Source organism: Microbacterium trichothecenolyticum (assembly GCF_041938625.1).
Classification (GTDB): Bacteria; Actinomycetota; Actinomycetes; order Actinomycetales; family Microbacteriaceae; genus Microbacterium; species Microbacterium trichothecenolyticum_D.
In genome coordinates this window covers 2137705-2164338 of the sequence record NZ_CP169427.1, presented here as the reverse complement: position 1 = coordinate 2164338, position 26634 = coordinate 2137705, and the positions used below count along the sequence as shown (strand labels likewise).

24 protein-coding genes are annotated in these 26634 nt (G+C 71.5%); 23 read left to right on the top strand and 1 reads right to left on the bottom strand.

Going from position 1 to position 26634, the window contains the following annotated elements; translation table 11 throughout:
* Positions 1-52: 52 nt before the first annotated feature.
* From ACEYYH_RS09895 to ACEYYH_RS09820, 16 genes are all read left to right on the top strand, one after another.
* Positions 53-3325: an SNF2-related protein gene (locus ACEYYH_RS09895; RefSeq protein ID WP_374977997.1), complete on the top strand. Its 3273-nt coding sequence runs from the start codon at positions 53-55 to the stop codon at positions 3323-3325.
* Positions 3326-3427: 102 nt separating this feature from the next.
* Positions 3428-5005 carry a Rieske 2Fe-2S domain-containing protein gene (locus ACEYYH_RS09890; protein WP_374977996.1) on the top strand — a complete coding sequence of 526 codons (1578 nt, stop codon included), beginning with the start codon at positions 3428-3430 and terminating at the stop codon, positions 5003-5005.
* Positions 5006-5178: 173 nt separating this feature from the next.
* Positions 5179-5712, top strand: coding sequence for a DoxX family protein (locus ACEYYH_RS09885; RefSeq protein ID WP_374977995.1), 534 nt, complete (start codon positions 5179-5181; stop codon positions 5710-5712).
* Positions 5713-5836: 124 nt separating this feature from the next.
* Positions 5837-6367 (top strand): bifunctional pyr operon transcriptional regulator/uracil phosphoribosyltransferase PyrR, encoded by a 531-nt coding sequence (pyrR, locus tag ACEYYH_RS09880; RefSeq protein ID WP_116193512.1) that lies wholly within the window; start codon positions 5837-5839, stop codon positions 6365-6367.
* On the top strand, positions 6364-7371 hold the full coding sequence (locus tag ACEYYH_RS09875) for an aspartate carbamoyltransferase catalytic subunit (protein ID WP_374977994.1): 1008 nt from the start codon (positions 6364-6366) through the stop codon (positions 7369-7371). The genes pyrR and ACEYYH_RS09875 overlap by 4 nt, the downstream gene beginning before the upstream one ends.
* Positions 7368-8678 (top strand): dihydroorotase, encoded by a 1311-nt coding sequence (locus ACEYYH_RS09870; RefSeq protein WP_374977993.1) that lies wholly within the window; start codon positions 7368-7370, stop codon positions 8676-8678. Before ACEYYH_RS09875 ends, ACEYYH_RS09870 begins: the two co-directional genes overlap by 4 nt.
* Positions 8675-9184, top strand: coding sequence for a hypothetical protein (locus tag ACEYYH_RS09865; RefSeq protein ID WP_374977992.1), 510 nt, complete (start codon positions 8675-8677; stop codon positions 9182-9184). Before ACEYYH_RS09870 ends, ACEYYH_RS09865 begins: the two co-directional genes overlap by 4 nt.
* Positions 9181-10338 carry a glutamine-hydrolyzing carbamoyl-phosphate synthase small subunit gene (gene carA, locus ACEYYH_RS09860; RefSeq protein ID WP_374977991.1) on the top strand — a complete coding sequence of 386 codons (1158 nt, stop codon included), beginning with the start codon at positions 9181-9183 and terminating at the stop codon, positions 10336-10338. Before ACEYYH_RS09865 ends, carA begins: the two co-directional genes overlap by 4 nt.
* Complete coding sequence (gene carB, locus ACEYYH_RS09855) at positions 10338-13622, top strand: carbamoyl-phosphate synthase large subunit (protein ID WP_374977990.1); 3285 nt, start codon at positions 10338-10340, stop codon at positions 13620-13622. Before carA ends, carB begins: the two co-directional genes overlap by 1 nt.
* A complete protein-coding gene (gene pyrF / locus ACEYYH_RS09850) occupies positions 13619-14452 on the top strand; it encodes an orotidine-5'-phosphate decarboxylase (protein WP_374977989.1) in 834 nt (277 codons plus the stop codon). Before carB ends, pyrF begins: the two co-directional genes overlap by 4 nt.
* 19 nt (positions 14453-14471) lie before the next feature.
* Positions 14472-15452, top strand: a complete 981-nt coding sequence (gene gmk, locus ACEYYH_RS09845) for a guanylate kinase (protein ID WP_374978199.1) — start codon at positions 14472-14474, stop codon at positions 15450-15452.
* A gap of 88 nt (positions 15453-15540) precedes the next feature.
* Positions 15541-15795, top strand: coding sequence for a DNA-directed RNA polymerase subunit omega (gene rpoZ, locus ACEYYH_RS09840; RefSeq protein ID WP_018170775.1), 255 nt, complete (start codon positions 15541-15543; stop codon positions 15793-15795).
* A 118-nt stretch (positions 15796-15913) separates the two neighbouring features.
* Positions 15914-17107, top strand: a complete 1194-nt coding sequence (metK, locus tag ACEYYH_RS09835; protein ID WP_374977988.1) for a methionine adenosyltransferase — start codon at positions 15914-15916, stop codon at positions 17105-17107.
* A 10-nt stretch (positions 17108-17117) separates the two neighbouring features.
* A complete protein-coding gene (locus ACEYYH_RS09830) occupies positions 17118-19139 on the top strand; it encodes a primosomal protein N' (protein ID WP_374977987.1) in 2022 nt (673 codons plus the stop codon).
* A 21-nt stretch (positions 19140-19160) separates the two neighbouring features.
* Entirely contained in the window at positions 19161-20084 is a 924-nt protein-coding gene (gene fmt / locus ACEYYH_RS09825) for a methionyl-tRNA formyltransferase (protein ID WP_374977986.1), read from the top strand.
* A complete protein-coding gene (locus ACEYYH_RS09820) occupies positions 20081-21451 on the top strand; it encodes an RsmB/NOP family class I SAM-dependent RNA methyltransferase (RefSeq protein ID WP_374977985.1) in 1371 nt (456 codons plus the stop codon). Before fmt ends, ACEYYH_RS09820 begins: the two co-directional genes overlap by 4 nt.
* A gap of 46 nt (positions 21452-21497) precedes the next feature.
* On the opposite strand, the gene glsA is transcribed toward ACEYYH_RS09820, so the two are convergent.
* Positions 21498-22670 (bottom strand): glutaminase A, encoded by a 1173-nt coding sequence (gene glsA, locus ACEYYH_RS09815; protein ID WP_374977984.1) that lies wholly within the window; start codon positions 22668-22670, stop codon positions 21498-21500.
* Positions 22671-22690: 20 nt separating this feature from the next.
* Between glsA and rpe the strand changes: the two genes are divergently transcribed.
* Genes rpe through ACEYYH_RS09780 form a run of 7 tightly spaced genes read left to right on the top strand, consistent with a single transcriptional unit; the run spans position 22691 to position 26632 of the window.
* Positions 22691-23386 carry a ribulose-phosphate 3-epimerase gene (gene rpe / locus ACEYYH_RS09810; RefSeq protein ID WP_374977983.1) on the top strand — a complete coding sequence of 232 codons (696 nt, stop codon included), beginning with the start codon at positions 22691-22693 and terminating at the stop codon, positions 23384-23386.
* A 52-nt stretch (positions 23387-23438) separates the two neighbouring features.
* Positions 23439-23702, top strand: a complete 264-nt coding sequence (locus ACEYYH_RS09805; RefSeq protein ID WP_374977982.1) for a phosphoribosyl-ATP diphosphatase — start codon at positions 23439-23441, stop codon at positions 23700-23702.
* A gap of 43 nt (positions 23703-23745) precedes the next feature.
* Complete coding sequence (gene hisG, locus ACEYYH_RS09800) at positions 23746-24588, top strand: ATP phosphoribosyltransferase (protein ID WP_116193524.1); 843 nt, start codon at positions 23746-23748, stop codon at positions 24586-24588.
* Positions 24588-25361: an imidazole glycerol phosphate synthase subunit HisF gene (gene hisF, locus ACEYYH_RS09795; protein ID WP_374977981.1), complete on the top strand. Its 774-nt coding sequence runs from the start codon at positions 24588-24590 to the stop codon at positions 25359-25361. The genes hisG and hisF overlap by 1 nt, the downstream gene beginning before the upstream one ends.
* Positions 25358-25723: a phosphoribosyl-AMP cyclohydrolase gene (gene hisI / locus ACEYYH_RS09790; protein ID WP_374977980.1), complete on the top strand. Its 366-nt coding sequence runs from the start codon at positions 25358-25360 to the stop codon at positions 25721-25723. The genes hisF and hisI overlap by 4 nt, the downstream gene beginning before the upstream one ends.
* On the top strand, positions 25720-26355 hold the full coding sequence (locus ACEYYH_RS09785; protein ID WP_374977979.1) for a Trp biosynthesis-associated membrane protein: 636 nt from the start codon (positions 25720-25722) through the stop codon (positions 26353-26355). The genes hisI and ACEYYH_RS09785 overlap by 4 nt, the downstream gene beginning before the upstream one ends.
* Before the next feature lie 46 nt (positions 26356-26401).
* Positions 26402-26632, top strand: coding sequence for a DUF6704 family protein (locus tag ACEYYH_RS09780; protein WP_116193528.1), 231 nt, complete (start codon positions 26402-26404; stop codon positions 26630-26632).
* Positions 26633-26634: the final 2 nt, after the last annotated feature.

Genomic DNA, 26634 nt, shown 5'->3' with positions numbered 1-26634 from the left:
CGACGAGCGGGCGCCCGTCCGGGTGTCGGCGGGAGCGGGCAGGATGGATCCCGTGACCCCGCCGTCCGCCGGACCCCCTCCGCTCGTCGACCCGGGGCACATCCGCCGGTTCGCCGACAGCGGCACGTACGAGCGCGGTGTCGGGTACTTCGCCGACGGCGCCGTCGAACGCGTCGAATGGGACCCGCTCACCTCCGTCATCGAGGCGGTCGTCGCCGGCAGCGGCGGACGCGCGTACCGCTGTCGCGTGCGACTCGACCCGCAGCGCGTCGATCACCCCATCGCGGCGACCTCCTGCACGTGCCCCGTGCAGTTCGACTGCAAGCACACGGTCGCGACTCTGCTCGCGAGCAACCGGCTCGCCGCCGCCACGCCCGCGACAGACCACCGCTCCTCGTGGCGCGACGTCTTCACACCGGCCGCGCCGGCGGAGCGCGCCCGGACGCCGCTCGCCCTCGGCGTCGAGCTCCGGCAGCGGATCCGGCGCGGAGCATCGACGTGGGCGCCCGCTCGCGTCGAGTCCGCGACACCGCGCGGTCTGCACCAGTACGGAGCCGACGTCCTCGTGGGCCTGCGCCCCCTCGAACGTTCGGCCCGTTCGGACGCCTGGATCAAGGGCGGCGTCTCGTGGGACGCGCTGCGGCGGCCCACCACCGCCTACGACCCCGCGCAGGCGCGCTGGTTCGCGGAGCTGCACAGCATCGGCCGTGACGTCCGCTCGTTCGGCGCCTTCTCCGATGTCTCGGAGTGGCTGACGCTCGACGACATCGAGTCGAGCCTGCTCTGGCCGCACCTCGCAGCCGCGGCGGATCGCGGCATCCCGTTCGTCCCGACCAAACGCACCGCGACCGTCGCCCTGGCGTCCTCGGCGACCGTCTCGGTGGGCGCGCATCGCACCGGTCGTGGGCTCGAGATCGTGCCCCTCGTCACGATCGACGGCGAGCGAGCGGATGCCGCGTCCCTCCGCCCCGTCGGACGCACCGGCGTGTACCGCTTCACGGTCGAGCGCGAGCGCATCGACCTCGTGCTCGCCGCCGTCGTCCTGCCCGACCCGGTTCCCGCGCTCCTCACGGCGCGCGAGGTCGTCGTCGTCCCAGGCGCTGAGGCCGAGGAGTTCGTCCGCGATCATCTGCCCCGGATCGCCCGCCGGGTCGAGGTCGACGCCCCCGGACTCGACCTCGCCCCGCCGCCGCGGCCGCAGCTCGTCGTGCTCGTGCACTTCGAGCCGAATCACCGTCTCGTGTACACGCTGTCGTGGCGCTACGGCGACGGTGACCTCCTGGGACTCGACTCGACCGGCGAGGACCGTGATGCGGCGGGGGAGTCGGCCATCCGCGGTCGCGTCGAGTCGCTGTGGCGCGACCACGCCCCCGTCGACTTCGCCTCCGCCGACACGCTGTCGGGCCTCGACGCCGCCGAGTTCGCGTCGCGGCTGCTGCCCCTTCTCGAAGCCGACACCGACGTGAGCGTCGAGATCTCGGGGGAGCGCCCGCAGTACCGCGAGCTCGCCGGCGATCCGCGCATCGACATCACCACGGTCGAGACGAACGATCCGGACTGGTTCGACCTCGGCGTCGTCGTGACGATCGACGGCCGCCGCATCCCGTTCGGCACGCTCTTCACCGCGCTGTCGCGCGGCCGTAAGAAGATCCTCCTGAGCGACGGCGCCTACTTCACGCTGTCGCATCCGTCGCTGCAGCGCCTGCGCGACCTGATCGACGAAGCCGGAGAGCTCGACGAGTGGGAGACGGGGCCCCGCATCAGCCGCTACCAGACAGCGCTCTGGGCAGACTTCGAGGACCTCGCCGACGAGGCGCAGCCCGCGGTGTCGTGGCGCGCGACCGTCGAAGCCCTGCGCGACGCCGACGGCGTGCCGTCCGCCCCGTTGCCGTCGGCGCTCCACGCGGACCTCAGGCCCTACCAGCGCGTCGGCTACGACTGGCTCGCCTTCCTGTGGCAGCACCGCCTCGGCGGCATCCTCGCCGACGACATGGGTCTCGGCAAGACGCTGCAGCTGCTCGCGCTCGTCGCCCACGCGCGCGAGCACGGCGAGGGGCGGCCGTTCCTCGTGGTGGCGCCGACCTCGGTGCTGTCGACGTGGCGGAGCGAAGCGGCCCGGTTCACGCCCGATCTGCGGGTCGCCGTGATCGACGCGACGCGCGCGAAGCGCGGAACGACGGTGACGGATGCTGCGGCCACGGCCGACATCGTCGTCACGTCGTATACGCTGCTGCGCCTCGACGAGCGCGAGTTCGGTGCCGTGGCCTGGGCGGGCCTGATCCTCGACGAGGCGCAGTTCGTGAAGAACAGCCAGACCAAGGCCTACCGGGCGGCGCGCGACCTGTCGGCGGACGTGGTGTTCGCCGTCACCGGCACGCCCCTCGAGAACAGCCTCACCGAATTGTGGGCGCTGCTGTCGCTGACGGCGCCCGGGCTGTTCGCCTCGAGCCGGAGATTCCGCGAGGAGTACGTCGGCCCGATCGAGAAGGGCAAGGTGCCCGACAACCGGGAGGGCGGGGCGTACCGCGCCGGCCGTCTCGCGCGGCTGCGACGCCGCATCCGCCCACTGGTGCTGCGGCGCACCAAGGAGCTGGTGGCAGCCGACCTGCCTGCCAAGCAGGAGCAGGAAGTGCGCATCGAGCTGGGTGCCGCACATCGCGCCCTGTACGACACCGTGCTGCAGCGCGAGCGGCAGAAGGTGCTGGGACTCCTCGACGACCTCGACCGCAACCGGTTCATCGTGTTCCGCTCACTCACGTTGCTGCGCATGCTGAGCCTGGCCCCGGAGCTCGTCGACCCCGCGCACGCGAGCATCGCTCCCAGCAAGCTCGCCGCACTCTTCGAGCAGCTCGACGAGTCGCTGGCCGAGGGGCACCGCGCGCTCGTGTTCAGCCAGTTCACGTCATTCCTGGGTCTGGTCGCGAAGCAGCTCGAGCCACGCGGCATCCCTTACGCGTACCTCGACGGATCGACGCGCGACCGCGATGCCGCCGTCGCCGCCTTCCGCGGGGGAGAGGCACCCGTGTTCCTGGTCAGCCTCAAGGCCGGCGGGTTCGGCCTGACGCTGACCGAGGCGGACTACGTGTTCCTGCTCGACCCGTGGTGGAACCCCGCCGCGGAAGCGCAGGCGGTCGACCGCGCGCACCGCATCGGTCAGCACCGCAGCGTGATGGTCTACCGCCTCATCGCGAACGGCACGATCGAGGAGAAGGTCATGGCGCTGCAGCAGCGCAAAGCGCGGCTCTTCCGTTCGGTGATGGACGACGACGCGCTGTTCGGGCAGGCGCTCACCGCCGACGACATCCGTGGGCTGTTCGAGGAGTGACGCCCCGTCCCGGTCGAGCGAATCGGGTTTTGCACGGCGGGCGGGCCGGTCCACCCGCCGGGCCTCGCCTAGACTCGTCTGGTTCGACAGGAGGGCAACCCCATGCGCATCACGGGCCTCGGCCACGCCGGAATGTTCATCGAGACGGCGGGAGGAAGCATCCTCTGCGACCCGGTGATCGGGCCGACCTTCTTCGGGTCGTGGTTCCCGTTCCCCGACAACCGTGCGCTCGACTGGGAGAGGTACGGCAAGGCCGACTTCCTGTACATCTCCCACCGGCACCGCGACCACTTCGACCCGGCGCTCATGCACAAGCACGTGCCGAAGAGCATCAAGGTGCTGCTGCCGGACTACCCGACCGACGACCTCGAGCAGGATCTGCGGGGGCTCGGGTACGACAACATCGTCTACACGCAGGCCGGCGTGCCGCTGGAGTTCGGCGACCTCAAGATCATGGTGACGCCGCTGCGCGCCCCCAGCGACGGACCGATCGGCGACTCGTCGCTGAGCGTCGACGACGGCACCGCGAGCATCCTGAACCAGAACGACTCGCACCCGCTCGACCTCGAGAAGCTGATGTCATTCTCGAAGCCCGAGGCGTACTTCACACAGGTGTCGGGCGCGATCTGGTGGCCGATGGTCTACGACCTGCCCCAGGACGCCAAGCAGAATTTCGCGAAGCTCAAGCGCGACGCGCAGAACAAGCGCGCCATGTACTACATCGAGAAGGTCGACGCCGAACACGTCTTCCCGATGGCGGGACCGCCGATGTTCCTCCGCGAAGAGCTCTTCAAGTTCAACGGCTACGGCATCGACGACGACTCGATCTTCACCGATCAGCGCCAGTTCCTCGCGCACATGGCGCAGCTGCGTCCCGAGCAGAAGGGCTACGAGTTCGTGCCTGGCACGGTCGTGGAGCTGAACGGCGGCGAGATCGCGGTGACGCAGACGCTCTACACCCAGGCCGAGATCGACCGCATCTTCGACGACAAGTGGGCGTACCTCGCCGAGCAGCGCGACTCGCGCCAGGACGAGGTGCGCGCCGAGGAGGCGACCCGCGCCGCCGTGCTGCCGCCCGACGAGATGCTCGCTGCGATCAAGGAGTGGTGGGAGCCGCTGCTGCGCCGCGCCCGCACCATCCGAAACGGCGTGGGCGGCGTCGTGCGCTTCCGCATCGGCGAGCTCGACATGGTCGTGGACTTCCCGAAGGCCAAGGTGCGCGAGTACGCCGACGGCGACGAGTGCATCTACTGGTACACGATCCCCGCGGACCTCGTCTCGACCAACATCGCCGACCACGAGATCGACTGGTCGAACTCGATCTTCCTCTCGATGCAGTTCGAGGTCGGCCGCAGCGGCAAGTTCAACGAGTTCCTCACGACCTTCCTCAAGTGCCTGTCGCGCGACCGCATCGAGTACGTCGAGAACTGGTACGCCGAGCAGACCGACCAGACCGAGGACGCCCAGCTCGGCGACTGGATCGTTCAGCGCCGCTGCCCGCATCTGCGTGCCGACCTCACGAAGACCGGGAAGATCGAGGACGGCGTCCTCACGTGCTCGCTGCACGACTGGAAGTGGGACCTCGCGAGCGGGAAGTGCCTCACGAGCCAGGGGCACCCGATCCGGGCGTCTCAGGTCGAGGACGACCTGTACCGCGCGGCGACGACCCCCGCGGCCTGACGACCACGGAACGCCCGCTTGTTGTGGATCATCCACAACAAGCCGGCGTTCCGTGGTCGGGTGCTCTGTAGGGTCGACGCTGATCTGCGCCGCTTCGTATCATCTTGCGGCCCCTGCGAGTCCTGATCACCGTGCCCGCGATCGCGGGCGATCAGAACCGAAGGAATCACGCCATGACCACCGTTCCCGTCCACGGCGCCGGCGGCGTCGTCCCCGCGTCCACCGGTCGCCCTGCCCCGCTCACCACCCTGCTCGCGTGGGAGACGCGCGCCGAGGCCGCGGTGAAGGCCTCGCTGCAGCGCTGGAGCATCCCCGCGCTGCGGGTCTCGCTCGGCGCCGTCTTCCTCGTCTTCGGCGCCCTGAAGTTCTTCCCCGGCGTGAGCCCGGTCGAGGAGCTCGTCAGCCGCACGTGGGAGAAGCTCACCCTCGGACTCGTCAGCGGTCACGTCGCACTCGTGGCCACCGCGGTGATCGAGGTCGCCGCGGGTGCGCTGCTCATCGCCGGCGGCGCCTTCGCCCGCATCGGCCTCGCGGTGCTCGCGCTCGCGTTCGTCGGCATCCTGTCACCGGTCGTGCTGCTGCCGGCCGAGGTGTTCGGTCCGGTCGGTCCGACGCTCACCGGTCAGTACATCTTCAAGAACGCGGTGCTGATCGCAGCGGCGCTCGTCGTGGCGTCCCGCGTGCTGCGCGGACCCGTGCGCCGCTGACCGGCGGCGCACGACACGGCGAAGGCCGGACCCGGTTCGGGTCCGGCCTTCGCCGTGTCGTAGACTGGACGACGATCACAGCAACCTTTAACACCGTCCCGTGAGGCGGAGAAGGGAGCGGCGGATGAGCACGCGCACCGTGCTGCACGAGGCCGACATCGCCCGGGCCCTGACTCGGATCTCCCACGAGATCCTGGAGTCCAACAAGGGCCCTGAAGGACTGGTCCTCCTCGGCATCCCCACTCGCGGCGTCACCCTCGCCCACCGCGTCGGCGCGCTCGTCGCCCAGTTCGGCGGCGCCCCCGTCCCGGTCGGATCGCTCGACGTCACGATGTACCGCGACGACCTGCACCGCAATCCGACCCGCGCGCCGCAGCCGACGCAGATCCCGGCCGGCGGCATCGACGGCAAGGTCGTCGTCCTCGTGGATGACGTGCTCTTCTCGGGTCGCAGCATCCGCGCCGCTCTCGACGCCCTGCAGGACATCGGCCGTCCCGCCGCCGTGCGGCTGGCGACGCTGGTCGACCGCGGGCACCGCGAGCTGCCCATCCGGCCGGACTTCGTCGGCAAGAACCTGCCGAGCGCCCGCGACGAGCGCGTGAACGTGCGCCTCGCCGAGACCGACGGCGTCGAGGAGGTGACGATCGAGTCATGAGGCACCTGCTCGATACCCAGACCCTCTCCCGCGAGGACGCGCTGCGCATCCTCGACGTCGCGGAGGACATGGCCGACACGCAGCAGCGCGAGGTCAAGAAGCTCCCGACGCTGCGCGGCAAGACGGTCGTCAACCTCTTCTTCGAGGACTCCACGCGCACCCGCATCTCGTTCGAGGCGGCCGCGAAGCGGCTCTCGGCCGACGTCATCAACTTCTCCGCAAAGGGCTCGAGCGTCTCGAAGGGCGAGTCCCTGCAGGACACCGCGCAGACGCTCGAGGCGATGGGCGCGGATGCCGTCGTCATCCGCCACGGCGCGTCCGGTGCTCCGAGAACCCTGGCCACCAGCGGCTGGATCAGCGCGGGCGTCGTCAACGCCGGCGATGGGACGCACGAACACCCGACCCAGGCGCTGCTCGACGCGTTCACGATCCGCAAGCGCCGGTTCGCCGGCGACAGCCGCGGTCGTGACCTCGCCGGCGTCAAGGTCACGATCGTCGGCGACGTGCTGCACTCACGGGTCGCACGCTCGAACGTGTGGCTGCTGAACACCCTCGGCGCGCGCGTGACGCTGGTGTCGCCGCCCACGCTCGTGCCCCAGGACATGACGAACTGGCCGGTCGACGTGCGGTACGGCCTCGACGAGGCGATCGCCGAGGGCCCCGACGCACTGATGATGCTGCGCATCCAGCTGGAGCGGATGAACGCGGCGTATTTCCCCACTGAACGGGAGTATTCACGCCGCTGGGGCCTGGACGCCCGCCGACTTCAGGCACTCGGAGCGGATAGCATTGTCATGCACCCCGGACCCATGAACCGGGGCCTGGAGATCTCCGCAGAGGCCGCTGACTCGCCGCGCTCGACCGTCCTCGAGCAGGTGACCAACGGTGTCTCGGTGCGCATGGCCGCGCTGTACCTGCTGCTGGCGGGCGCGGAGCGCACCCCGGCCGAGAACCCGACGGCGGCGGACGCCCCGGACGCCACAGAGAAGGAGAACACCCGATGAGCGAGACCCTTCTCTTCCGCGGCGCACTGGTCGAAGGATCCACGGCCGCCGACGTCCTCGTCGCAGACGGCATCATCGCCGCCATCGGCACGGGCGTCAGCCGCGCCGGCGCGACCGAGATCGACGTCGACGGACTCGTGCTGCTGCCCGGCCTGGTCGACCTCCACACGCACCTGCGCGAGCCCGGGTACGAGGCATCCGAGACCATCCTCACCGGATCGCGCGCCGCCGCGGCCGGCGGGTACACCGCCGTGTTCGCGATGCCCAACACGTCCCCGGTCGCCGACACCGCGGGCGTCGTCGAGCAGGAGCTCGCCCTGGGCGAGGCCGCCGGCTACGTCACCGTGCAGCCGATCGGCGCCGTCACGGTGGGCCAGAAGGGCGAGCGTCTCGCCGAGCTCGGCGCCATGGCCGACTCGCGCGCCCGGGTCCGCGTGTTCAGCGACGACGGCTTCTGCGTGTGGGATCCGCTCATCATGCGGCGAGCGCTCGAGTACGTGAAGGCGTTCGACGGCGTCATCGCGCAGCACGCACAGGACCCGCGCCTCACCGAGGGCGCGCAGATGAACGAGGGCGCCGTGTCGGCCGAGCTCGGTCTCGCCGGCTGGCCCGCGGTCGCCGAGGAGTCGATCATCGCCCGCGACGTTCTCCTCGCCGAGCACGTCGGCTCGCGCCTGCATGTCTGCCACCTCTCCACTGCGGGATCGGTCGAGATCATCCGGTGGGCCAAGCGCCGCGGCGTGAACGTCACCGCGGAGGTCACGCCGCACCACCTGCTCCTCACCGACGAGCTGGTGCGAGACTACGACGCCCGCTTCAAGGTCAACCCGCCGCTGCGCCGCGAGGAGGACGTGCTCGCCGTGCGCGAGGGCCTCGCCGACGGCACGATCGACATCGTCGCCACAGACCACGCGCCGCACCCCACGGAGGCGAAGGCGTGCGAGTGGCACGCGGCCGCCAACGGCATGGTCGGACTCGAGAGCGCCCTGCGGGTCGTGCAGCAGTCGATGATCGACACCGGCCTCATCACGTGGGGCGACGTCGCGCGGGTGATGTCGCGCGAGCCCGCCCGCATCGGGCGCCTCGCCGGCCACGGCACCCCTCTCACGGAGGGCCAGCCGGCATCCCTCGCGTTCTACGATCCGTCACCGCGCCGCACCTTCACGACCGACGACCTGCGCGGCCGCAGCGTGAACTCGCCGTATCTCGGCCGCGAACTCCCGGGTGACGTCCGCTGGACGCTGCACCAGGGCACCGTCACGGTCGCCGACGGCACGCTCCTCGACACGCCGGGAGCGCACGCATGACCCGCGAGGGCGCGCTCGGCGTGATCGTCGCGGTCACGATCGCGCTCCTCGGGGTGCTGGTGTGGGCCTGGTGGCGACGAACCCGGCGCGACGCGGCACTGGTCGCGCCCGTCGGCGAGATCCCCGCCGGGGCGGCGACGCTCTCGGCGTTCCCGACGCTCTACGTCGCGACCACGCGCCACGGCGACCCGCTCGAGCGGCTCGCCATCGGCGGCCTCGCCTTCCGCTCGCGCTCGGACGTGACGGTCACCGACGCCGGGCTCGCACTCGACCTGACGGGCAAGCCGCGGGTGTTCCTCGCGGCCGACCGGATCGAGGACGTCGCGCAGGCGACGGTGGCGATCGACCGCGTGGTCGAGCCCGACGGCCTCGTGCGCCTCGCGTGGCGCCTCGACGACGGCACCGTCGTCGACTCCTATCTCCGACCCCAGGATGCCTCGGCCCGCGCCCTCGCGGACGCCGTGGCCGGCATCCTTCCCCCGACCCAGACGGGAACCGACGCATGACCTCCCTGTTCCAGACCGACCCGGCCGTCCTCGTGCTCGAGGACGGGACCCGCCACGTCGGACGCGCCTACGGCGCCCTCGGCACCACCATCGGCGAAGTCGTCTTCGCCACCGGCATGACCGGCTACCAGGAGACGCTGACCGATCCGTCGTACGCGGGCCAGATCGTGCTGCAGACGGCACCGCACATCGGCAACACCGGCATGAACGACGAGGACCCCGAGTCCCGGCGCATCTGGGTGTCGGGCTACATCGTTCGCGATCCCTCGCGCGTGGTCTCGAACTGGCGCGCCGACGAGTCACTCGACGACGCGCTCGTGAACGACGGGGTGGTCGGCATCAGCGGCATCGACACGCGCGCGGTCACGCGCCACATCCGCTCGGCCGGCAGCATGCGCGGCGCGATCTTCTCGGGCGAGGCCGCACGGATCGACCCCGAGGAGCAGCTGCGCCTCGTGCGCGAGGCGCCCGAGATGGCGGGCCAGAACCTCTCGGCCCGGGTCTCGGTGGCCGCCGCGGAGATCACGCCGGCCCTGGGCGAGCGCATCGGCAACCTCGCGGTGCTCGACCTGGGCGTGAAGCAGGCGACGGTCGACAACCTCGCCGCCCGCGGCTTCGAGGTGCACGTGCTCCCGCAGGACGTCACCATCGACGGCATCCGCGCGATCGACCCGGTCGCGGTGTTCTACTCGAACGGCCCCGGCGATCCCGCCGCATCGGGCGCCCACGTCGAGCTGCTGCGCGGCGTCCTCGACGCGGGCCTGCCCTTCTTCGGCATCTGCTTCGGCAACCAGCTGCTGGGCCGCGCCCTCGGCCTCGGCACGTACAAGCTGCCGTTCGGCCACCGCGGCATCAACCAGCCCGTGCTCGACAAGGCCACGGGCCGCGTCGAGATCACCGCGCACAACCACGGCTTCGCGGTCGACGCACCCGTCGAGGGCTCGTTCGACAGCCCGAACGGCTACGGCAAGGTCGAGGTCAGCCACGTCGGCCTGAACGACCAGGTCGTCGAAGGCCTGCGGGCGCTCGACATCCCGGCGTTCTCGGTGCAATACCACCCCGAGGCGGCTGCCGGCCCCCACGACGCCAACTACCTGTTCGACCGGTTCCGCGACCTGGTCGTCGCCCACCACTCCACGAAGGACGCGAAGTAATGCCCAAGCGCGACGACATCAACTCCGTCCTGGTCATCGGCTCCGGCCCGATCGTCATCGGTCAGGCGTGCGAGTTCGACTACTCGGGCACCCAGGCCTGCCGCGTGCTCCGCGAGGAGGGCGTACGCGTCATCCTCGTGAACTCGAACCCGGCGACGATCATGACCGACCCGGACTTCGCCGACGCGACCTACATCGAGCCCATCAACTGGCGCGTGATCGAGACGATCATCGCGAAGGAGAAGCCCGACGCGATCCTGCCGACGCTCGGCGGTCAGACAGCCCTCAACGCGGCGATCGACCTGCACAAGCACGGCATCCTCGAGAAGTACGGCGTCGAGCTCATCGGCGCCGACTTCGAGGCGATCAACAAGGGCGAGGACCGCCAGATCTTCAAGGAGCTCGTGCTCGCAGCGGGCGCCGATGTCGCGGCATCCGTCATCTGCCACACCATGGACGAACTGCTCGCCGGCGCCGAGAAGCTGGGCTACCCGCTCGTCGTGCGCCCGTCGTTCACGATGGGCGGCCTCGGCTCCGGCTTCGCGTACGACGAGGAGGACCTGCGCCGCATCGGCGGCGCGGGCCTGCACGACTCGCCGACGAACGAGGTGCTGCTCGAGGAGTCCATCCTCGGGTGGAAGGAGTACGAGCTCGAGCTCATGCGCGACACCGCCGACAACACGGTCGTCGTCTGCTCGATCGAGAACGTCGACCCGGTCGGCGTGCACACCGGCGACTCCATCACGGTCGCCCCGGCGCTCACCCTCACCGACCGCGAGTACCAGAAGCTGCGCGACATCGGGATCGACATCATCCGCGCCGTCGGCGTCGACACCGGCGGCTGCAACATCCAGTTCGCGGTCGACCCGACCAACGGGCGCATCATCGTCATCGAGATGAACCCGCGCGTGTCGCGCTCGTCGGCGCTCGCGTCGAAGGCCACCGGCTTCCCGATCGCGAAGATCGCCGCGAAGCTCGCCATCGGCTACCGCCTCGACGAGATCCCCAACGACATCACCAAGGTGACGCCGGCGAGCTTCGAGCCGACGCTCGACTACGTCGTCGTCAAGGTGCCGCGCTTCAACTTCGAGAAGTTCCCGGCCGCCGACACCACCCTCACCACCACCATGAAGTCCGTGGGCGAGGCGATGGCGATCGGCCGCAACTACGCGACCGCGCTGCAGAAGGCGCTGCGCTCGCTCGAGAAGCGCGGCTCGAGCTTCCACTGGGGCGACGAGCCCCGTTCGGTGGAGGAGCTCCTCGAGATCGCGAAGACCCCGACCGACGGCCGCATCGTCGTGCTGCAGCAGGCGCTTCGCAAGGGCGCCACGGTCGAGCAGGCGTTCGAGGCCACCAAGATCGACCCGTGGTTCCTCGACCAGATCGTCCTCATCAACGAGGTCGCCGACTTCGTCGCCACGGCGGGGGAGCTGGATGCCGCCACCCTGCGCATCGCGAAGGAGCACGGCTTCAGCGACGCCCAGGTGGCGCAGCTGCGCGGTGACAGCGAGACGCAGGTGCGCGGCATCCGTCACGGTCTCGGCATCCGTCCCGTCTACAAGACGGTCGACACGTGCGCAGGGGAGTTCCCGGCGCTGACGCCCTACCACTACTCGAGCTACGACGTCGAGACCGAGGTCACGCCGTCGGAGCGCACGAAGGTCGTCATCATCGGCTCGGGCCCGAACCGCATCGGACAGGGCGTCGAGTTCGACTACTCGTGCGTGCACGCGTCGTTCGCGCTGTCGGACGCGGGCTACGAGACGGTCATGGTCAACTGCAACCCCGAGACCGTGTCGACCGACTACGACACGTCCGACCGCCTGTACTTCGAGCCGCTGACCCTCGAGGACGTCCTCGAGGTGCTGCACGCGGAGGCGCAGTCGGGGAAGATCCTCGGCGTCATCTGCCAGCTCGGCGGCCAGACGCCGCTCGCGCTCGCCAAGGGCATCGAGGAGGCCGGGTACACGATCCTGGGCACCAAGCCCGCGGCGATCGACCTCGCCGAGGAGCGCGAGCTCTTCTCGCGGCTGCTCGACGACGCCGGTCTCGTCGCGCCGCGCAACGGCACCGCGATCGACGTCGAGGGCGCCGTCGCGGTCGCCGAAGAGATCGGCTACCCGGTGCTGGTCCGCCCGAGCTTCGTGCTCGGCGGCCGGGGCATGGAGATCGTGTACTCGACCGAGGCGCTGCGCGACTACTTCGTACGCGTCGCGGGCGAGGCGATCATCGGCCCGGGACTCCCGCTGCTGGTCGACCGCTTCCTCGACGACGCCATCGAGCTCGACGTGGACGCGCTGTACGACGGCGACGAGCTCTACATCGGCGGCGTCATGGAGCACCTCGAGGAGGCCGGCATCCACTCCGGTGACTCGTCGTGCACGCTGCCGCCGGTGAGCCTCGGCCGCACCGACATCGACCGCGTGCGCGAGGCGACGCGCGCCATCGCCGAGGGCGTGGGCGTACGGGGCCTGCTCAACGTGCAGTTCGCGATCTCGGCCGGCGTGCTCTACGTCATCGAGGCGAACCCCCGCGCGAGCCGCACGGTGCCGTTCGTGTCGAAGGCGCTCGGCATCCCGCTCGCGAAGGCGGCCTCGCGGATCATGGCCGGCGCCACGATCGCCGAACTGAAGGCCGAAGGGCTGCTGCCCGAGCAGGACGGCTCGCGCGTGCCGCTCGACGCCCCCGTCGCCGTCAAGGAGGCGGTGCTGCCCTTCAAGCGGTTCCGCACGCGCGACGGCCAGACCGTCGACTCGGTGCTCGGTCCCGAGATGCGCTCGACCGGCGAGGTCATGGGCATCGACCGGGACTTCCCGACCGCGTTCGCGAAGTCGCAGGAGGCCGCGTACGGCGGCATGCCGCAGTCGGGCACCGTGTTCATCTCGGTCGCCGATGCCGACAAGCGCGCCGTGATCCTCCCGGCCCACCGCCTGCAGGAGCTCGGCTTCGACCTCGTCGCGACCGAGGGCACCGCCGAGATCCTCTCGCGCAACGGCATCGACGTGCGCGTCGTGGGCAAGTACTCCGAGACGCAGGGCTCGGGGGACACCAACATCGTCGACCTCATCAACGCCGGCGAGATCGACATCGTCGTGAACACGCCGTCCGGCGGCGCCACCCGCGCCGACGGCTACGAGATCCGCGCCGCGGCCGTCGCCGGCGACAAGGCGCTGTTCACCACGATGGCGGTCCTGGGTGCCGCGGTGAGCGCGCTGCCGGTGCTGCGCAACGGCTTCGACGTCAAGAGCCTGCAGGAGTACGCGGCCGACCGGGTGGGCGCATGACCTCATTCGGTGAGCGCATCCGCGCGGGGATGGCGACGCACGGCCAGCTGTGCGTCGGCATCGATCCGCACGCCCATCTCCTCGCGGAGTGGGGATTGGATGCCTCGGCCGCGGGTGCGCGCGAGTTCGGCCTGCGCGTGGTCGAGGCGGCCTCCGGCCGGGTCGCCGTCGTCAAGCCGCAGGTCTCGTTCTTCGAGGTGTACGGGTCCGCGGGCTTCGCCGCCCTGGAAGACGTGCTGGCGGCGGCCCGCGACGCCGGCCTCCTCGTGATCGCCGACGCCAAGCGGGGCGACATCGGCACCACGATGGATGCGTACGCGCAGGCCTGGCTCACGCCCGGCTCGTCGCTCGAAGCCGATGCGCTCACCGTCAGCCCCTTCCTCGGCGTCGGCGCGCTCGACGGCACGTTCGAGCTCGCGCTGCGCCACGGCAAGGGCGTGTTCGTGCTCGCCGCGACGAGCAACCCCGAGGCGCTCGGGCTGCAGCGCGCACACCACGCGGACGGCGACACGGTCTCGGCCGGGATCGTGCGCGAGGTCTCGGAACGCAACGCGCGCACCACTACCGACGGCGAGTGGGGGAGCCTCGGCTTCGTCATCGGCGGCACCGTGGACTGGAGAGATGCGGGCCTCCAGGAGTTCTCTCCGGTGGCGCCGATCCTCGGCCCGGGCTTCGGCCACCAGGGCGCGGAACCGCATCATCTCGGTGAGCGCTTCGGCGTCCTGCAGGAAGCGGTGGTAGCGTCTGAGAGCCGCAGCATCCTGGCTGCCGGACCCGACCGGCTCGCCGCGCGCATCTCGGAGCGCGCCCTTCTCTACCGTGGTGATTGAAATGCCCGATTCGCGAACCCTGCCTGATGGGGCTCCGCCCCACGCCCCCGGCGCGCAGGCGCGACCATTTCAGGAAACCCCTGATGAGGCCCCGCCCCACGCCCCCGGCACGCAGGGGAGGCCCCCTGAGGTCGACCGTGTCGCCGCCTCTCGTCGCGCCGTCGCCGCCCGTCGTGAACGCGCCGCCCTCAAGAAGGACGTCGCGATGCGGGTGATCACGCCGCAGGAGCTGCTGCGCCGTGCCCTCGCCGAGCCCACGTCACCGGCCGGCGCGATGCGCGTGCCCGAGTTCCTCACCGCGATCCCCGCGATCGGCGAGGGCAAGCGGGACCGCATCCTGCAGGACCTCGAGATCTCGCCGGTCAAGCGTCTGGGCGGCCTCGGCTCGCGCCAGCGGGAGGACCTTCGCAACTTCCTCGACACGCGGTGGCCCGAGGCCGAGCCCCGCGCCGGCCGGAGCCGCCTCGTCGTGCTCGCCGGTCCCACCGCGGTGGGCAAGGGCACCGTCGCCGCGCACATCAAGGAGCACCACCCCGAGATCCTGCTGTCGGTGTCGGCGACGACGCGCGCGCCGCGGCCGGGCGAGGTCGACGGCGAGCACTACTTCTTCGTCGACGACGCCGAGTTCGACCGCATGGTCCGGGACGGCGAGCTGCTCGAGCACGCCACCGTCCACAACGCGTACCGCTACGGCACTCCGCGTGGTCCGATCGAGAAGGCCCTCGCCGAAGGGCGCACGGTGCTCCTCGAGATCGACCTGCAGGGCGCCCGCCAGGTGCGGGACGCCGACCCGTCGGCGACGCTCGTGTTCCTGCTGCCGCCCAGCTGGGATGAGCTCGTGCAGCGTCTCGTCGGCCGCGGCACCGAAGACGCCGCCGAGCGCGCCCGGCGCCTGCGCACCGCGAAGACCGAACTCGCCTCGCAGGGCGAGTTCGACTACCGCGTCGTGAACGACGACGTCGCCCGCGCGGCGGACGAGGTCGCCCGCCTCGCGCGCTGACGCCGTCCCGTCACGTAGAATGGTGGGATGCCTCGGCACCCCGAGGCTCCGCAGACTCTCTTTTCCATCCGATCCAGGAGGTTTCGCCATGGCCGGAACGAACCAGGGCATCATCGAGCCCCCCATCGACAGCCTGCTCGAGAAGGTCGACTCGAAGTACCAGCTCGTGATCTTCGCGTCCAAGCGAGCGCGTCAGATCAACGACTACTACTCCGACCTCCACGAGGGCAACCTGTTCGACAACGTGGGTCCGCTCGTCGACTCGACCGTCGAGGACAAGCCGCTCACCATCGCGATGCACGAGATCCACGAGGACAAGCTGCGCCTTCGTCGCGCGGAGTAATCCGACACAGCCTCGATGCCCCCGAGGACGGCCCTGTCCGTCCTCGGGGGCATACTGGTGTCCGCCCCCTCGGCGGCCGGACGCCTCGACGACCGGAGCCACGACAACTGGAGTACCGATGACCGACCTGCGTCTGTTCACGTCCGAATCCGTCACCGAGGGCCACCCCGACAAGATCTGCGACCAGATCTCGGATTCGATCCTCGACGCGATCCTGGACGCCGACCCGAACGGGCGCGTGGCGGTCGAGACCCTCGTCACCACCGGTCTCGTCCATGTCGCCGGCGAGGTGTCGACCTCGGCGTACGTCGAGATCCCGGCGATCGTCCGCGACGTCGTCAACCGCATCGGCTACACCTCGAGCGAGACCGGCTTCGATGGCGACTCCTGCGGCGTGAGCGTCTCGATCGGCGCGCAGTCCTCCGACATCGCCGCGGGCGTCGACAAGGCGTTCGAGCGCCGTGAGGACGGCTCCGAGGACCCGCACGATCTGCAGGGCGCGGGCGATCAGGGCATCATGTTCGGCTACGCGACGACCGAGACGCCGCAGCTCATGCCGATGGCCGCGTGGACGGCGCACCGCATGGCCGAGCGCCTCGCGGAGGTGCGACGCTCGGGCGAACTGCCGTTCCTGCGCCCCGACGGCAAGACCCAGGTCACCCTCGGGTACGACGGTGCGACGCCGAAGACCGTCGAGTCCGTCGTTCTCTCGACACAGCACCACCCCGACATCTCGCAGAAGGCGCTGCGCGCGGCCGTCCGCGCCGAGGTCATCGACCCGGTGCTCGAGGCGACCGGACTCGAGCTGCCCGACGTGAACTTCTACATCAACCCGGCCGGGCCGTTCGTCATCGGCGGCCCCAAGGGCGACGCCGGCCTCACCGGCCGCAAGATCATCATCGACACGTACGGCGGGGCGTCGCGCCACGGCGGCGGCGCGTTCAGCGGCAAGGACCCGTCGAAGGTCGACCGCTCGGCCGCGTACGCGATGCGCTGGGTGGCGAAGAACGCCGTCGCCGCAGGGCTGGCCGACCGCCTCGAGGTGCAGGTCGCGTACGCGATCGGCAAGGCCAAGCCCGTCGGGCTCTACGTCGAGACGTTCGGCACGGGGCGCGTGGCCGACGACGTGATCACCCAGGCGATCCTCGACGTGTTCGACCTGCGCCCGAAGGCGATCATCGACCAGCTCGATCTGCTCCGGCCCATCTACGCGCAGACCGCGGCATACGGCCACTTCGGCCGCGAGCTGCCCGACTTCACGTGGGAGCGCACCGACCGCGCCGACGCGCTGCGCGCGGCAGCCGGGCTCTGACGCCGGCCGCGTGACCGCGGTGCACGACGACGAACCCGACCTGGGCGATCGGCCGCGGCGCTCCCACCGCGTCGCGCGCGTGCTGATCGACTCACCACTGCCGCAGCTCGACCGTCTCTTCGACTACGAGATCCCGACAGAGCTCGCCGCCGACGCCGTGCCCGGTGTGCGCGTGCGTGTGCCCCTGCGCAGCGCCGGGCGGGTGGTCGACGCGCTCCTCGTCGAAGTGGGGGAGCCGGATGCCTCGGACCGCCCGCTCTCGCAGCTGGAGGCGGTCGTGTCGCCGGTGCCGGTGCTGACGCCGCCGCTCTACGCGCTGGCGCGGCGCGCCGCCGACCGTGCCGCGGGATCGGCGGGCGACATCCTTCGTCTCGCGATCCCGAAGCGCATGGTGCGCGCCGAGAAGGCGTGGCTCGCGGCCGACCCCCCGGAGCGGCCGGTGATCGACGATCCGGATCGCGCGTGGGCCGACGGCGTGCTCGGCGTGTACCCCGGGCTCGCCGAGGCGCTCGACAGTGGCGAACGTCTCGCGCTGGACGCACCGCCTGTGCCCGCGACCCTCGACGACGGCACCGTCGTCGGGTCGTGGGCGATCCTCCTCGCCGCCGCCGCCACGCACACGCTGGCTTCGGGGCGGAGCGCCGTGATCGCCGTGCCCGACCACCGCGACCGCGCCCAGCTCGAAGCGGCGCTGGCGACCCGCATCCCCGCCGACGCCCTCGTCCGCGACGACGCGAAGCAGAGCGGCCCGACCCGGTACACCGCGTTCCTGCGCACCCTCGCCGAGGCGCCGTGCGTCGTGATCGGCAACCGCTCCACGGTGTACGCGCCGGTGTCCGAGCTCGGACTGGTCGCGCTGTGGGACGACGGCGACCCGCTGCTGGGCGAGCCCCTCAGCCCCGGCGTGCACGCCCGCGACGCCGCGCTGCTCCGGCAGGAGCTGCACGGCGGATCCCTCGTCTTCGCGGGGCACACCCGCACCACCGACGTCGAGCGTCTCGTCGCCGTCGGCTGGGTGCGCGATCTCCCCGCAGCGCGTCGTGTGAGCCCGCGGGTGGTGCTGAGCGCGAACCGCGAGGGGGAGTCGCGCGCCGCCCGCGTGCCGTCGTCGGCGTTCGCCGCCGCACGCGAGGCGCTCACCGAAGGTCCGGTGCTGGTCCAGGTGGCGCGCCCCGGGTACGCCCCCGTGCTCGTGTGTGCGAAATGCCGGCACCCCGCGCGCTGCGCGCACTGCGGCGGCCCGCTCCATGCCGCCCGACAGGGCGCCGTGCCGACGTGCACGTGGTGCGGTCGCGCCGCGAACGCGTGGGCGTGCCCCGAGTGCCGCTCGACCATGCTGCGGATGGCCTCGTCCGGCAGCGAGCGCACCGCCGACGAACTCGGACGCGCATTCCCGGGCACGCGCGTGATCGTCGCCGACGGCGATCATCCGGTCGCCGAGGTCGACGCGCGCCCGGCGCTCGTGGTGGCGACGCGCGGCGCCGAGCCGCTCGCGGCCGGGGGCTTCCGCGCGGTGATCCTGCTGGACGGGGATCGGATGCTGATGGCCGACGACCTGCGCATCGGCGAATCGTGTCTGCGCTGGTGGTCGAATGCGGCGGCCCTCGCGGCGCCCGGGGCCCCCGTGCACCTCGTCGGCGTCGGGGGAGAGGTCGCCCGCGCGCTCGCAACGTGGACGCAGGCCGCCTACGCCCGTGCCGAGCTGGCCGACCGCGCCCCGCTGCGCATGCCGCCGACCGTCCGCGTGGCCTCCGTCGACGGACCCCGCCGAGCGGTCGACACCGCGATCGCCGAACTGCGCACCGCCGTCCCCGAACTCGATGCGGACGCCGTCCTCGGTCCGATCGCGCACGACGAGTCGGTGCGTGCGCTGGTGCGGTTCGACTACGGCCTCGGCGCCCGCGTGACCGAGAGTCTGCGCGCGTCGGTCGTCGGCCACGCGGTGAAGGGACGCCGCCCGGCGAAGGGTCGCACACCCGGACCCGCCCATACACTGAAGGTTCGGGTCGACGTTCCCGACCTCGATCTCTGACCCTCGACTTCCGGGAGAGTCATGCGTCTCGTCTTCGCCGGCACACCCGCGCCGGCTGTGCCGTCGCTGCGCCGGCTTGCGGCATCCGCTCATGACATCGCCGCGGTCGTCACCCGCCAGGACGCCCCGCTCGGGCGCAAGCGGGTGCTGACGCCGTCGCCCGTCGCGGCAGCCGCCGAGGAGCTCGGACTCCCGGTGATCCGCGCCGACCGTCTCGATGCGGCGGTCTCGGCCGAGATCGCGGCCCTCGAGCCCGACCTCGGCGTGATCGTCGCCTACGGCGGACTCGTGCGCGAGCCGCTGCTGTCGACGCCGGCCCACGGCTGGATCAACCTGCACTTCTCGCTGCTGCCGCGCTGGCGCGGCGCCGCCCCGGTGCAGCACGCGCTCATCGCCGGCGACGCACGCACCGGGGCGAGCGTGTTCCAGCTCGTGCCCGAGCTCGACGCGGGCGACGTGTTCGGAGAGCTCGCGGTCGAGATCCCCGCGAACGCCACTGCCGGCGACCTCCTCGCCTCGCTCTCCGACGAAGGCGCCGGACTGCTGTGCGACGTGGTCGACGCGATCGCCGCCGGCACGGCGGTCGCGCGCGCCCAGCAGGGTGAGACCACCTACGCGTCGAAGCTCGGCGACGAGGACGGCCGCATCCGCTGGGACGAACCCGCCCACGTCGTGCTGGGCCGCATCCGCGGCGTCACGCCCGAGCCCGGTGCGCACACCACGATCGACCGCGCCCGCTTCAAGGTGCTCGCCGCCGCCCCCGCTCCCGGCGACGCCCCCTCGCTCGCGCCGGGGGCGCTCGCCCTGCATGGCAAGCAGGTGATCGCCGGCACGGCCTCCTCGCCGATCGTCCTCCAGACGGTGCAGCCCGCCGGCAAAGGCGCGATGCGTGCCGCCGACTGGTGGCGAGGACTCCGCGAGACGACCCTGGTGGCGGGATCGTGAGCCGCACGGTCGCGGCGCGCCGCGTCGCCTACGACACGCTGCGGGCCGTCCACGAGTCGGACGCGTACGCCAACCTGCTGCTGCCGACGGCGATCTCCCGCGCCGGGCTGACCACCGCCGACGCCGCGCTCGCGACCGAGCTCACGTACGGCACGCTCCGGCGCCAGGGCACGTACGACGCGGTGATCGCGATCGCCGCCGACCGCCCGGTCTCCGAGATCGATCCCGCCGTGCTCGACGCGCTGCGGCTGGGCGTGCACCAGCTCCTGTCGACGCGGGTCGCCTCCCATGCCGCGGTGAACGAGTCCGTCGAGCTCGCCCGCGGGGCGGGCGGACGCGGCGCCGCGGGGTTCGCCAACGCCGTGCTGCGACGGGTCTCGCGTGACACCCCCGGCGACTGGATGACTCACGTCGCCGCGAGCGCGCGCTCCGACGACGAGCAGCTCGGCCTGTTGTTCTCCCACCCCGTGTGGGTGGTGCGCGCCTTCCGGCGGGCGCTGGCGGCGGAAGGCCGCGTCGAAGAGCTCGAGGCGCTCCTCACCGCCGACAACGCCTCGCCCCGCGTCACGATGGCGGCCCTGCCCGACCTCGCGGGCGTCCCCGACGACGCGCGCCGTACGCCGTTCTCGCCGATCGGCTTCCGCCTGGGCGGTGGTGACCCCGATTCGCTGGTGCGCACCTCGCGCGGCCGCCTCCGCGTCCAGGACGAGGGCTCGCAGCTCGCCGCCCTGGCACTCACCCGCGCGCTGCCGATCGCCGAGGGCGAGCGCTGGCTCGACCTGTGCGCCGGCCCCGGCGGCAAGACCGCCGTGCTCGCCGCCGAGGCGCGGGTGGGCGGGGCCGTGCTCGAGGCCAACGAGATCTCGCCGGCGCGCGCCGGGCTCGTCCGTCAGGCTCTCGCAGGCGTCCCGCTCGAGGTGCCGGTGTCGGAGGAGGACGGCCGCGTCCGCGCGCAGGAGGCGCCCGAGACGTACGACCGTATCCTCGTCGACGCTCCGTGCACCGGGCTCGGCGCGCTGCGCCGGCGTCCCGAGGCGCGCTGGCGCAAGGCGCCCAGCGATGTGCCGGCGCTCACCGAGCTGCAGCGGGAGCTTCTCACCGAGGCGGTGGGCGCCCTCAAGCCCGGCGGCGTGGTGGCGTACGTGACGTGCTCGCCGCACCTCGCCGAGACGTCGGGCGTCGTCGCTGACATCCGCCGCGAGTGGGGTGCGGCGCTCGAGGAGATCTCCGCCCGGGATGTCATCACGTCACTGTCGGACGCCGACCCCGGCCTGCCGCCGCAAGCCGACGGCAGCGGCCGCGCGCAGCTGTGGCCGCACCGTCACAACACCGACGCGATGTCGATCTCGCTGCTGCGGCGCGTCTGAGCTGCCGAATCGGGCGGGGCCGCAGCATCCTTCCCCGCTCGCGAGCTCATTCCCGCAGACGGATGCCGTGGGGCATCTGCTCGAACTCGACCCGCAGCGCGACCAGCGCGGCGCTGTGGGCGCGCGCGAGGTCTCGGGCGTCGACGATGACCTCGGCGCCCTCTGGCAGAGCCTCGGCGATCTCTCGGAGCACCGCGACGACACGCTCGGTGCCGGCGAGCCCGAGCTCGCCCGCCAGGCGCAGCACGCGCCCCTGGTCGGTGTCCTCGACCGTGAACGCGGGCACCGCGACGCTCTCGTGCGACTCGAGCAGGTGCATGCCGAACCGCTCGCCGAGCGTCTCGAGGAGGGCGATGGCGCGCACCGAGTTGCCGTGCTCGTCCAACCGGGGACTGAAGGCCGCGATGCCGAACTGCGACGGGGCGACGGCGAGAAGACCGCCGCTCACGCCGCTCTTCGCCGGCAGGCCGACGCGCAGCAGCCATTCGCCGGAGTAGTCGTACATTCCGCAGCTCGCCATGATCGACAGCACGTCGCGGGCCACCGCCTCGGAGACGACCCGCTCGCCGGTGACGGGGTTGAGCCCGCCGAACGCGAGGGTGGCCGACATGACCGCGAGGTCGCGCACCGTCACGAGCAGCGAGCACTGCCGGAAGTACGTCTCGACGGCGATCTCGACCGAACCCTCGATGACCCCGTGCGAGCGCAGCAGGTGCGCCAGCGCGCGGTTGCGATCGCCGGTCGCCGACTCCGAGGCGTACACCTGCTCGTCGACCCACAGCGACCGCCCGGCGAACGCGGAGAGTCCCTCGACGATACGCGTCATGCGGTCGTCGACGCCGTCGCCCGGGATGAGGGCGGAGGTCGCGATCGCCCCGGCGTTGACCATCGGGTTCGCCGGCCGCCCGGTGCCGGGTTCGAGGCTGATCGCATTGAACGGCTCGCCGCTCGGCTCGACGCCGACCTTCCGCAGCACCGCGTCACGGCCACGGTCCGCGAGGGCCAGCGCGAGCACGAACGGCTTCGAGATCGACTGGATCGTGAACTCGTGCGTGACGTCGCCGACGGCGCGAACCCGTCCGCGTGGGCCGACGACCGCGAGCGCGAGCCTTTCGGGATCCGCGGCGGCGAGTTCGGGGATGTAGCCCGCCGGCGCGCCGCCGTCGAGCGGGCGGATGTCTTCGAGGACGTCGTGCAGCAGCGCCGTGATCGGATCCACGGCTCGACCATAATGGACGCGTGCCACCGATCGACGACACCGCCCGCCAGACCGGCATCCGCATCAACCCCAGCATCCTGGCCGCCGACTTCGTCAACATGCAGTCGGAACTCGCACGCATCGCGTCGGCGGACTTCGTCCACGTCGACGTCATGGACAACCACTTCGTGCCCAACCTGACGTTCGGCCCGCAGATGGTCGAGCGCATCCAGGCGACGAGCCCCGTGCCCCTCGACGTGCACCTCATGATCACGAATCCTGATCGCTGGGCACCCGGCTACGCCGAGCTCGGGGCGGCGTCTGTCACCTTCCACCTCGAAGCCGCGAAGGAGCCGGTGGCACTCGCGCGCCGCCTCCGCGACATCGGGGCGCGCGCCGGCGTGGCGGTCAAGCCCGCGACCCCCGTGGAGGGCCTGTTCGACCTCCTCGACGACTTCGACCAGATCCTCGTGATGACCGTCGAGCCTGGCTTCGGCGGCCAGTCGTTCATGCCCGAGACCTTGCCGAAGCTCAGCCGCCTGGCCGACGAGGCCCGCCGTCGCGGATCGTCGGTCTGGCTGCAGGTCGACGGCGGCATCGGCGAGTCGACCATCCTGCAGGCCGCCGAGGCCGGCGCCGACACGTTCGTCGCCGGCTCCGCCGTGTTCGGCGCGAGCGACCCCGCGAACGCCATCGCGGGCCTGCGCGCCACCGCCGCCGAGCACCACGGGCACTGAGCCTCTCGTCACGCGGCGCCGAGGCATCCGTTCGGTTCGATACCCTGGCATGGTGAAGACGTTCGACACGCTGTACGCCGAGCTCGCCGCGAAAGCGGTTGAGCGCCCCGAGGGATCGGGAACCGTCGCGCAGCTGGACGCGGGCGTCCACGCGATCGGCAAGAAGATCGTGGAGGAGGCCGCCGAGGTCTGGATGGCGGCGGAGTACGAATCGACGGATGCCGCAGCCGAGGAGATCTCGCAGCTGCTGTACCACCTGCAGGTGCTGATGCTCGCGAAGGGGCTGAGCCTCGAGGACGTCTACCGACATCTCTGAGCGCGCGCTGCCACCCGTCCTCGAACCCGAAAGCCCCTCTGCCATGCTGCGAATCGCCGTGCCGAACAAGGGCTCGCTCGCCGAGACCGCCTCCGAGATGCTCCACGAGGCGGGCTACATCGGTCGTCGCGACCCCAAGGACCTCCACGTCATCGACCCCCAGAACGAGGTCGAGTTCTTCTACCTCCGTCCGAAAGACATCGCCACGTACGTCGGCTCGGGCGCACTCGACGTCGGCATCACCGGCCGCGATCTGCTGCTGGACGCCCGCATGCCGGGCGCGCGCGAGATCGAGGCGCTCGGCTTCGGCGACTCCACGTTCCGCTTCGCGGGCCCACCCGGCCGCTTCACGTCCGTGCAGGACCTCAACGGATCGCGCGTCGCGACCGCCTATCCGGGCCTGGTCGACGCGTTCCTCGACGAGCACGGCGTGGCCGTCGACCTGGTGCCGCTCGACGGCGCCGTGGAATCGGCCGTGCGCCTGGGAGTGGCGGATGCCGTCGCCGACGTCGTGTCGACCGGCACGACGCTGCGCCAGGCGGGCCTGGAGATCTTCGGCCCCGTGCTGCTGCAGTCCGAGGCCGTGCTGATCACCTCGCCGACCCAGGCGGAGGGCACCGACACGCTGCTGCGGCGCCTGCGCGGCGTCATGGTCGCCCGACGCTACGTCATGGTGGACTACGACCTGCCCGCCGACCTCGTCGACGACGCGGTCAAGATCGCTCCGGGCATCGAGTCGCCGACGATCGCGCCGCTGCGCGACCCGGCGTGGGTCGCGGTGCGCGTGATGGTCGCCCGCAAGGGCGTGAACCAGGTCATGGACGCGCTGTACGCGATCGGCGCCCGCGCGATCCTCGTGACCGCGATCCACAACGCGAGACTCTGATGAGCCTGGTCTGCCGCGTCATCCCGTGCCTCGACGTCGCCGCCGGCCGCGTCGTCAAGGGCGTGAACTTCCAGAACCTGCGCGACATGGGCGACCCGGTCGAGCTCGCGCGGGAGTACTTCCGCCAGGGCGCTGACGAGATCACCTTCCTCGACGTCACCGCGACGGTCGACGAACGCTCGACGACGTACGACGTCGTCCGGCGCACGGCCGAAGAGGTCTTCATCCCGCTCACGGTGGGCGGGGGAGTGCGCTCGGCCGACGACGTCGCCCGGCTGCTGTCGGTGGGCGCCGACAAGATCGGCGTGAACTCCGCCGCGATCGCGCGTCCGCCCCTGCTGGACGAGATCGCGGACCGCTTCGGGGCACAGGTGCTCGTGCTGTCGCTCGACGTCAAGCGTTCGCCCGCGACCGACTCCGGCTTCGTCGTCACCACGCACGGCGGCCGCACCGAGACGACCCTTGATGCGCTCGAATGGGCGCGCGAGGCGATCGAACGCGGCGCGGGGGAGCTCCTCGTGAACTCCATCGACGCCGACGGCACCAAGCAGGGCTTCGATCTCGAGCTCGTCTCCCTGATGCGCGAGGTGGCCAGCGTGCCCGTGATCGCGTCGGGCGGCGCGGGCCGTGCCGAGGATTTCGGCCCCGCGATCGAGGCCGGCGCGGACGCCGTGCTCGCCGCATCCGTCTTCCACTCCGGCCAGCTCACGGTCGGCGACGTGAAGGCCGCCATGCGGGCCCAGGGCATCGCCGTGCGGGAGGTGACGGTATGACCGAGACGCTCGACGAGCGCATCGCGCGCGTCACCTTCAACAGCGACGGCCTCGTCGCCGCCGTCATCCAGCAATGGGACACGCGCGAGGTCCTGATGCTCGGATGGATGGATGCCGAGGCCCTCCGCCGCACGCTCACGGAGGGCCGCGTCACGTTCTGGTCGCGCTCGCGGCAGGAGTACTGGCGCAAGGGCGACACCTCCGGCCACATCCAGCTCGTGCGCGGAGCGAGCCTCGACTGCGACGGCGACACGATCCTCGTCGAGGTCGATCAGATCGGCGCCGCCTGCCACACCGGCACCCGCACGTGCTTCGACGGGCGCGATCTCGGCGCCGTCCGCGGCCCGGAGCCGGTCGCGTGATCCGCAGGGCGCGACTGCTCTCCGTCGTCGTCATCGTGCTGTGCGGCGCGCTCGGCGTGATCTCGTCGACGCAGACCTGGCTCACGGTGGAACTCCAGGACGCCGCCCAGCACGTCCTCGATGTGCCGGGCGCCTCGGCGGTGCCGGTGCTGGCGCCGCTGAGCCTCGCCGTGCTCGCGCTCGGCGCCGCGCTGTCGATCGTCGGGCTGGTGCTGCGCTATGTCTTCGGCGTGCTGGCGTTCTTCGTCGGTGCCGTGCTCGCCTGGCTGACCGCCCGCGTCGTGTTCGAGCATCCGGTCTCCGCCGTCGCGTCGGTCGTCACCGAGTCGACGGGCATCGCGGGCGAGGAGTCGGTCGCGAAGCTCGTCGCCTCGATCGATGCGACCGCATGGCCCGCGGTCACCCTGGTGGTGTGGGCGGTGCTCATCGCGGCGGGCGTCTTCGTGCTCGCCACGGCGCACTCCTGGTCGCGCACGGGCCGGCGCTACCGCACCGACGAGGCGGCGAAGGCCCCTTCTGCCTCCGGATCACCCGCGCGCGCCGGCGACGGCTCACGCCCCCACGACGCCGCCGGATCGCGCGCCATCGACGACTGGGACGACCTGTCGCGTGGCGAGGATCCGACCGCCTGACCGCTAGACTGGCGGCATCCCGCCCAGGTTCCACGAGGAGATATCCATGAGCAACAACATCGGCGACCCCGGCCACGGACACTCGCCCGCAGCCTGGACGGCCGTCGTGATCATGCTCATCGCGGTCTCGATCGGCACCTTCTTCTTCTTCCTCGACATGCCGATCTTCGTGTGGGCGTCGGCGGTCCTCCTGGTGATCGGCCTTCTCGTCGGCTGGATCATGAAGCGCGCCGGCTACGGCGTCGGCGGCTCCAAGGTCGCGGCGAAAGAGCACTGAGC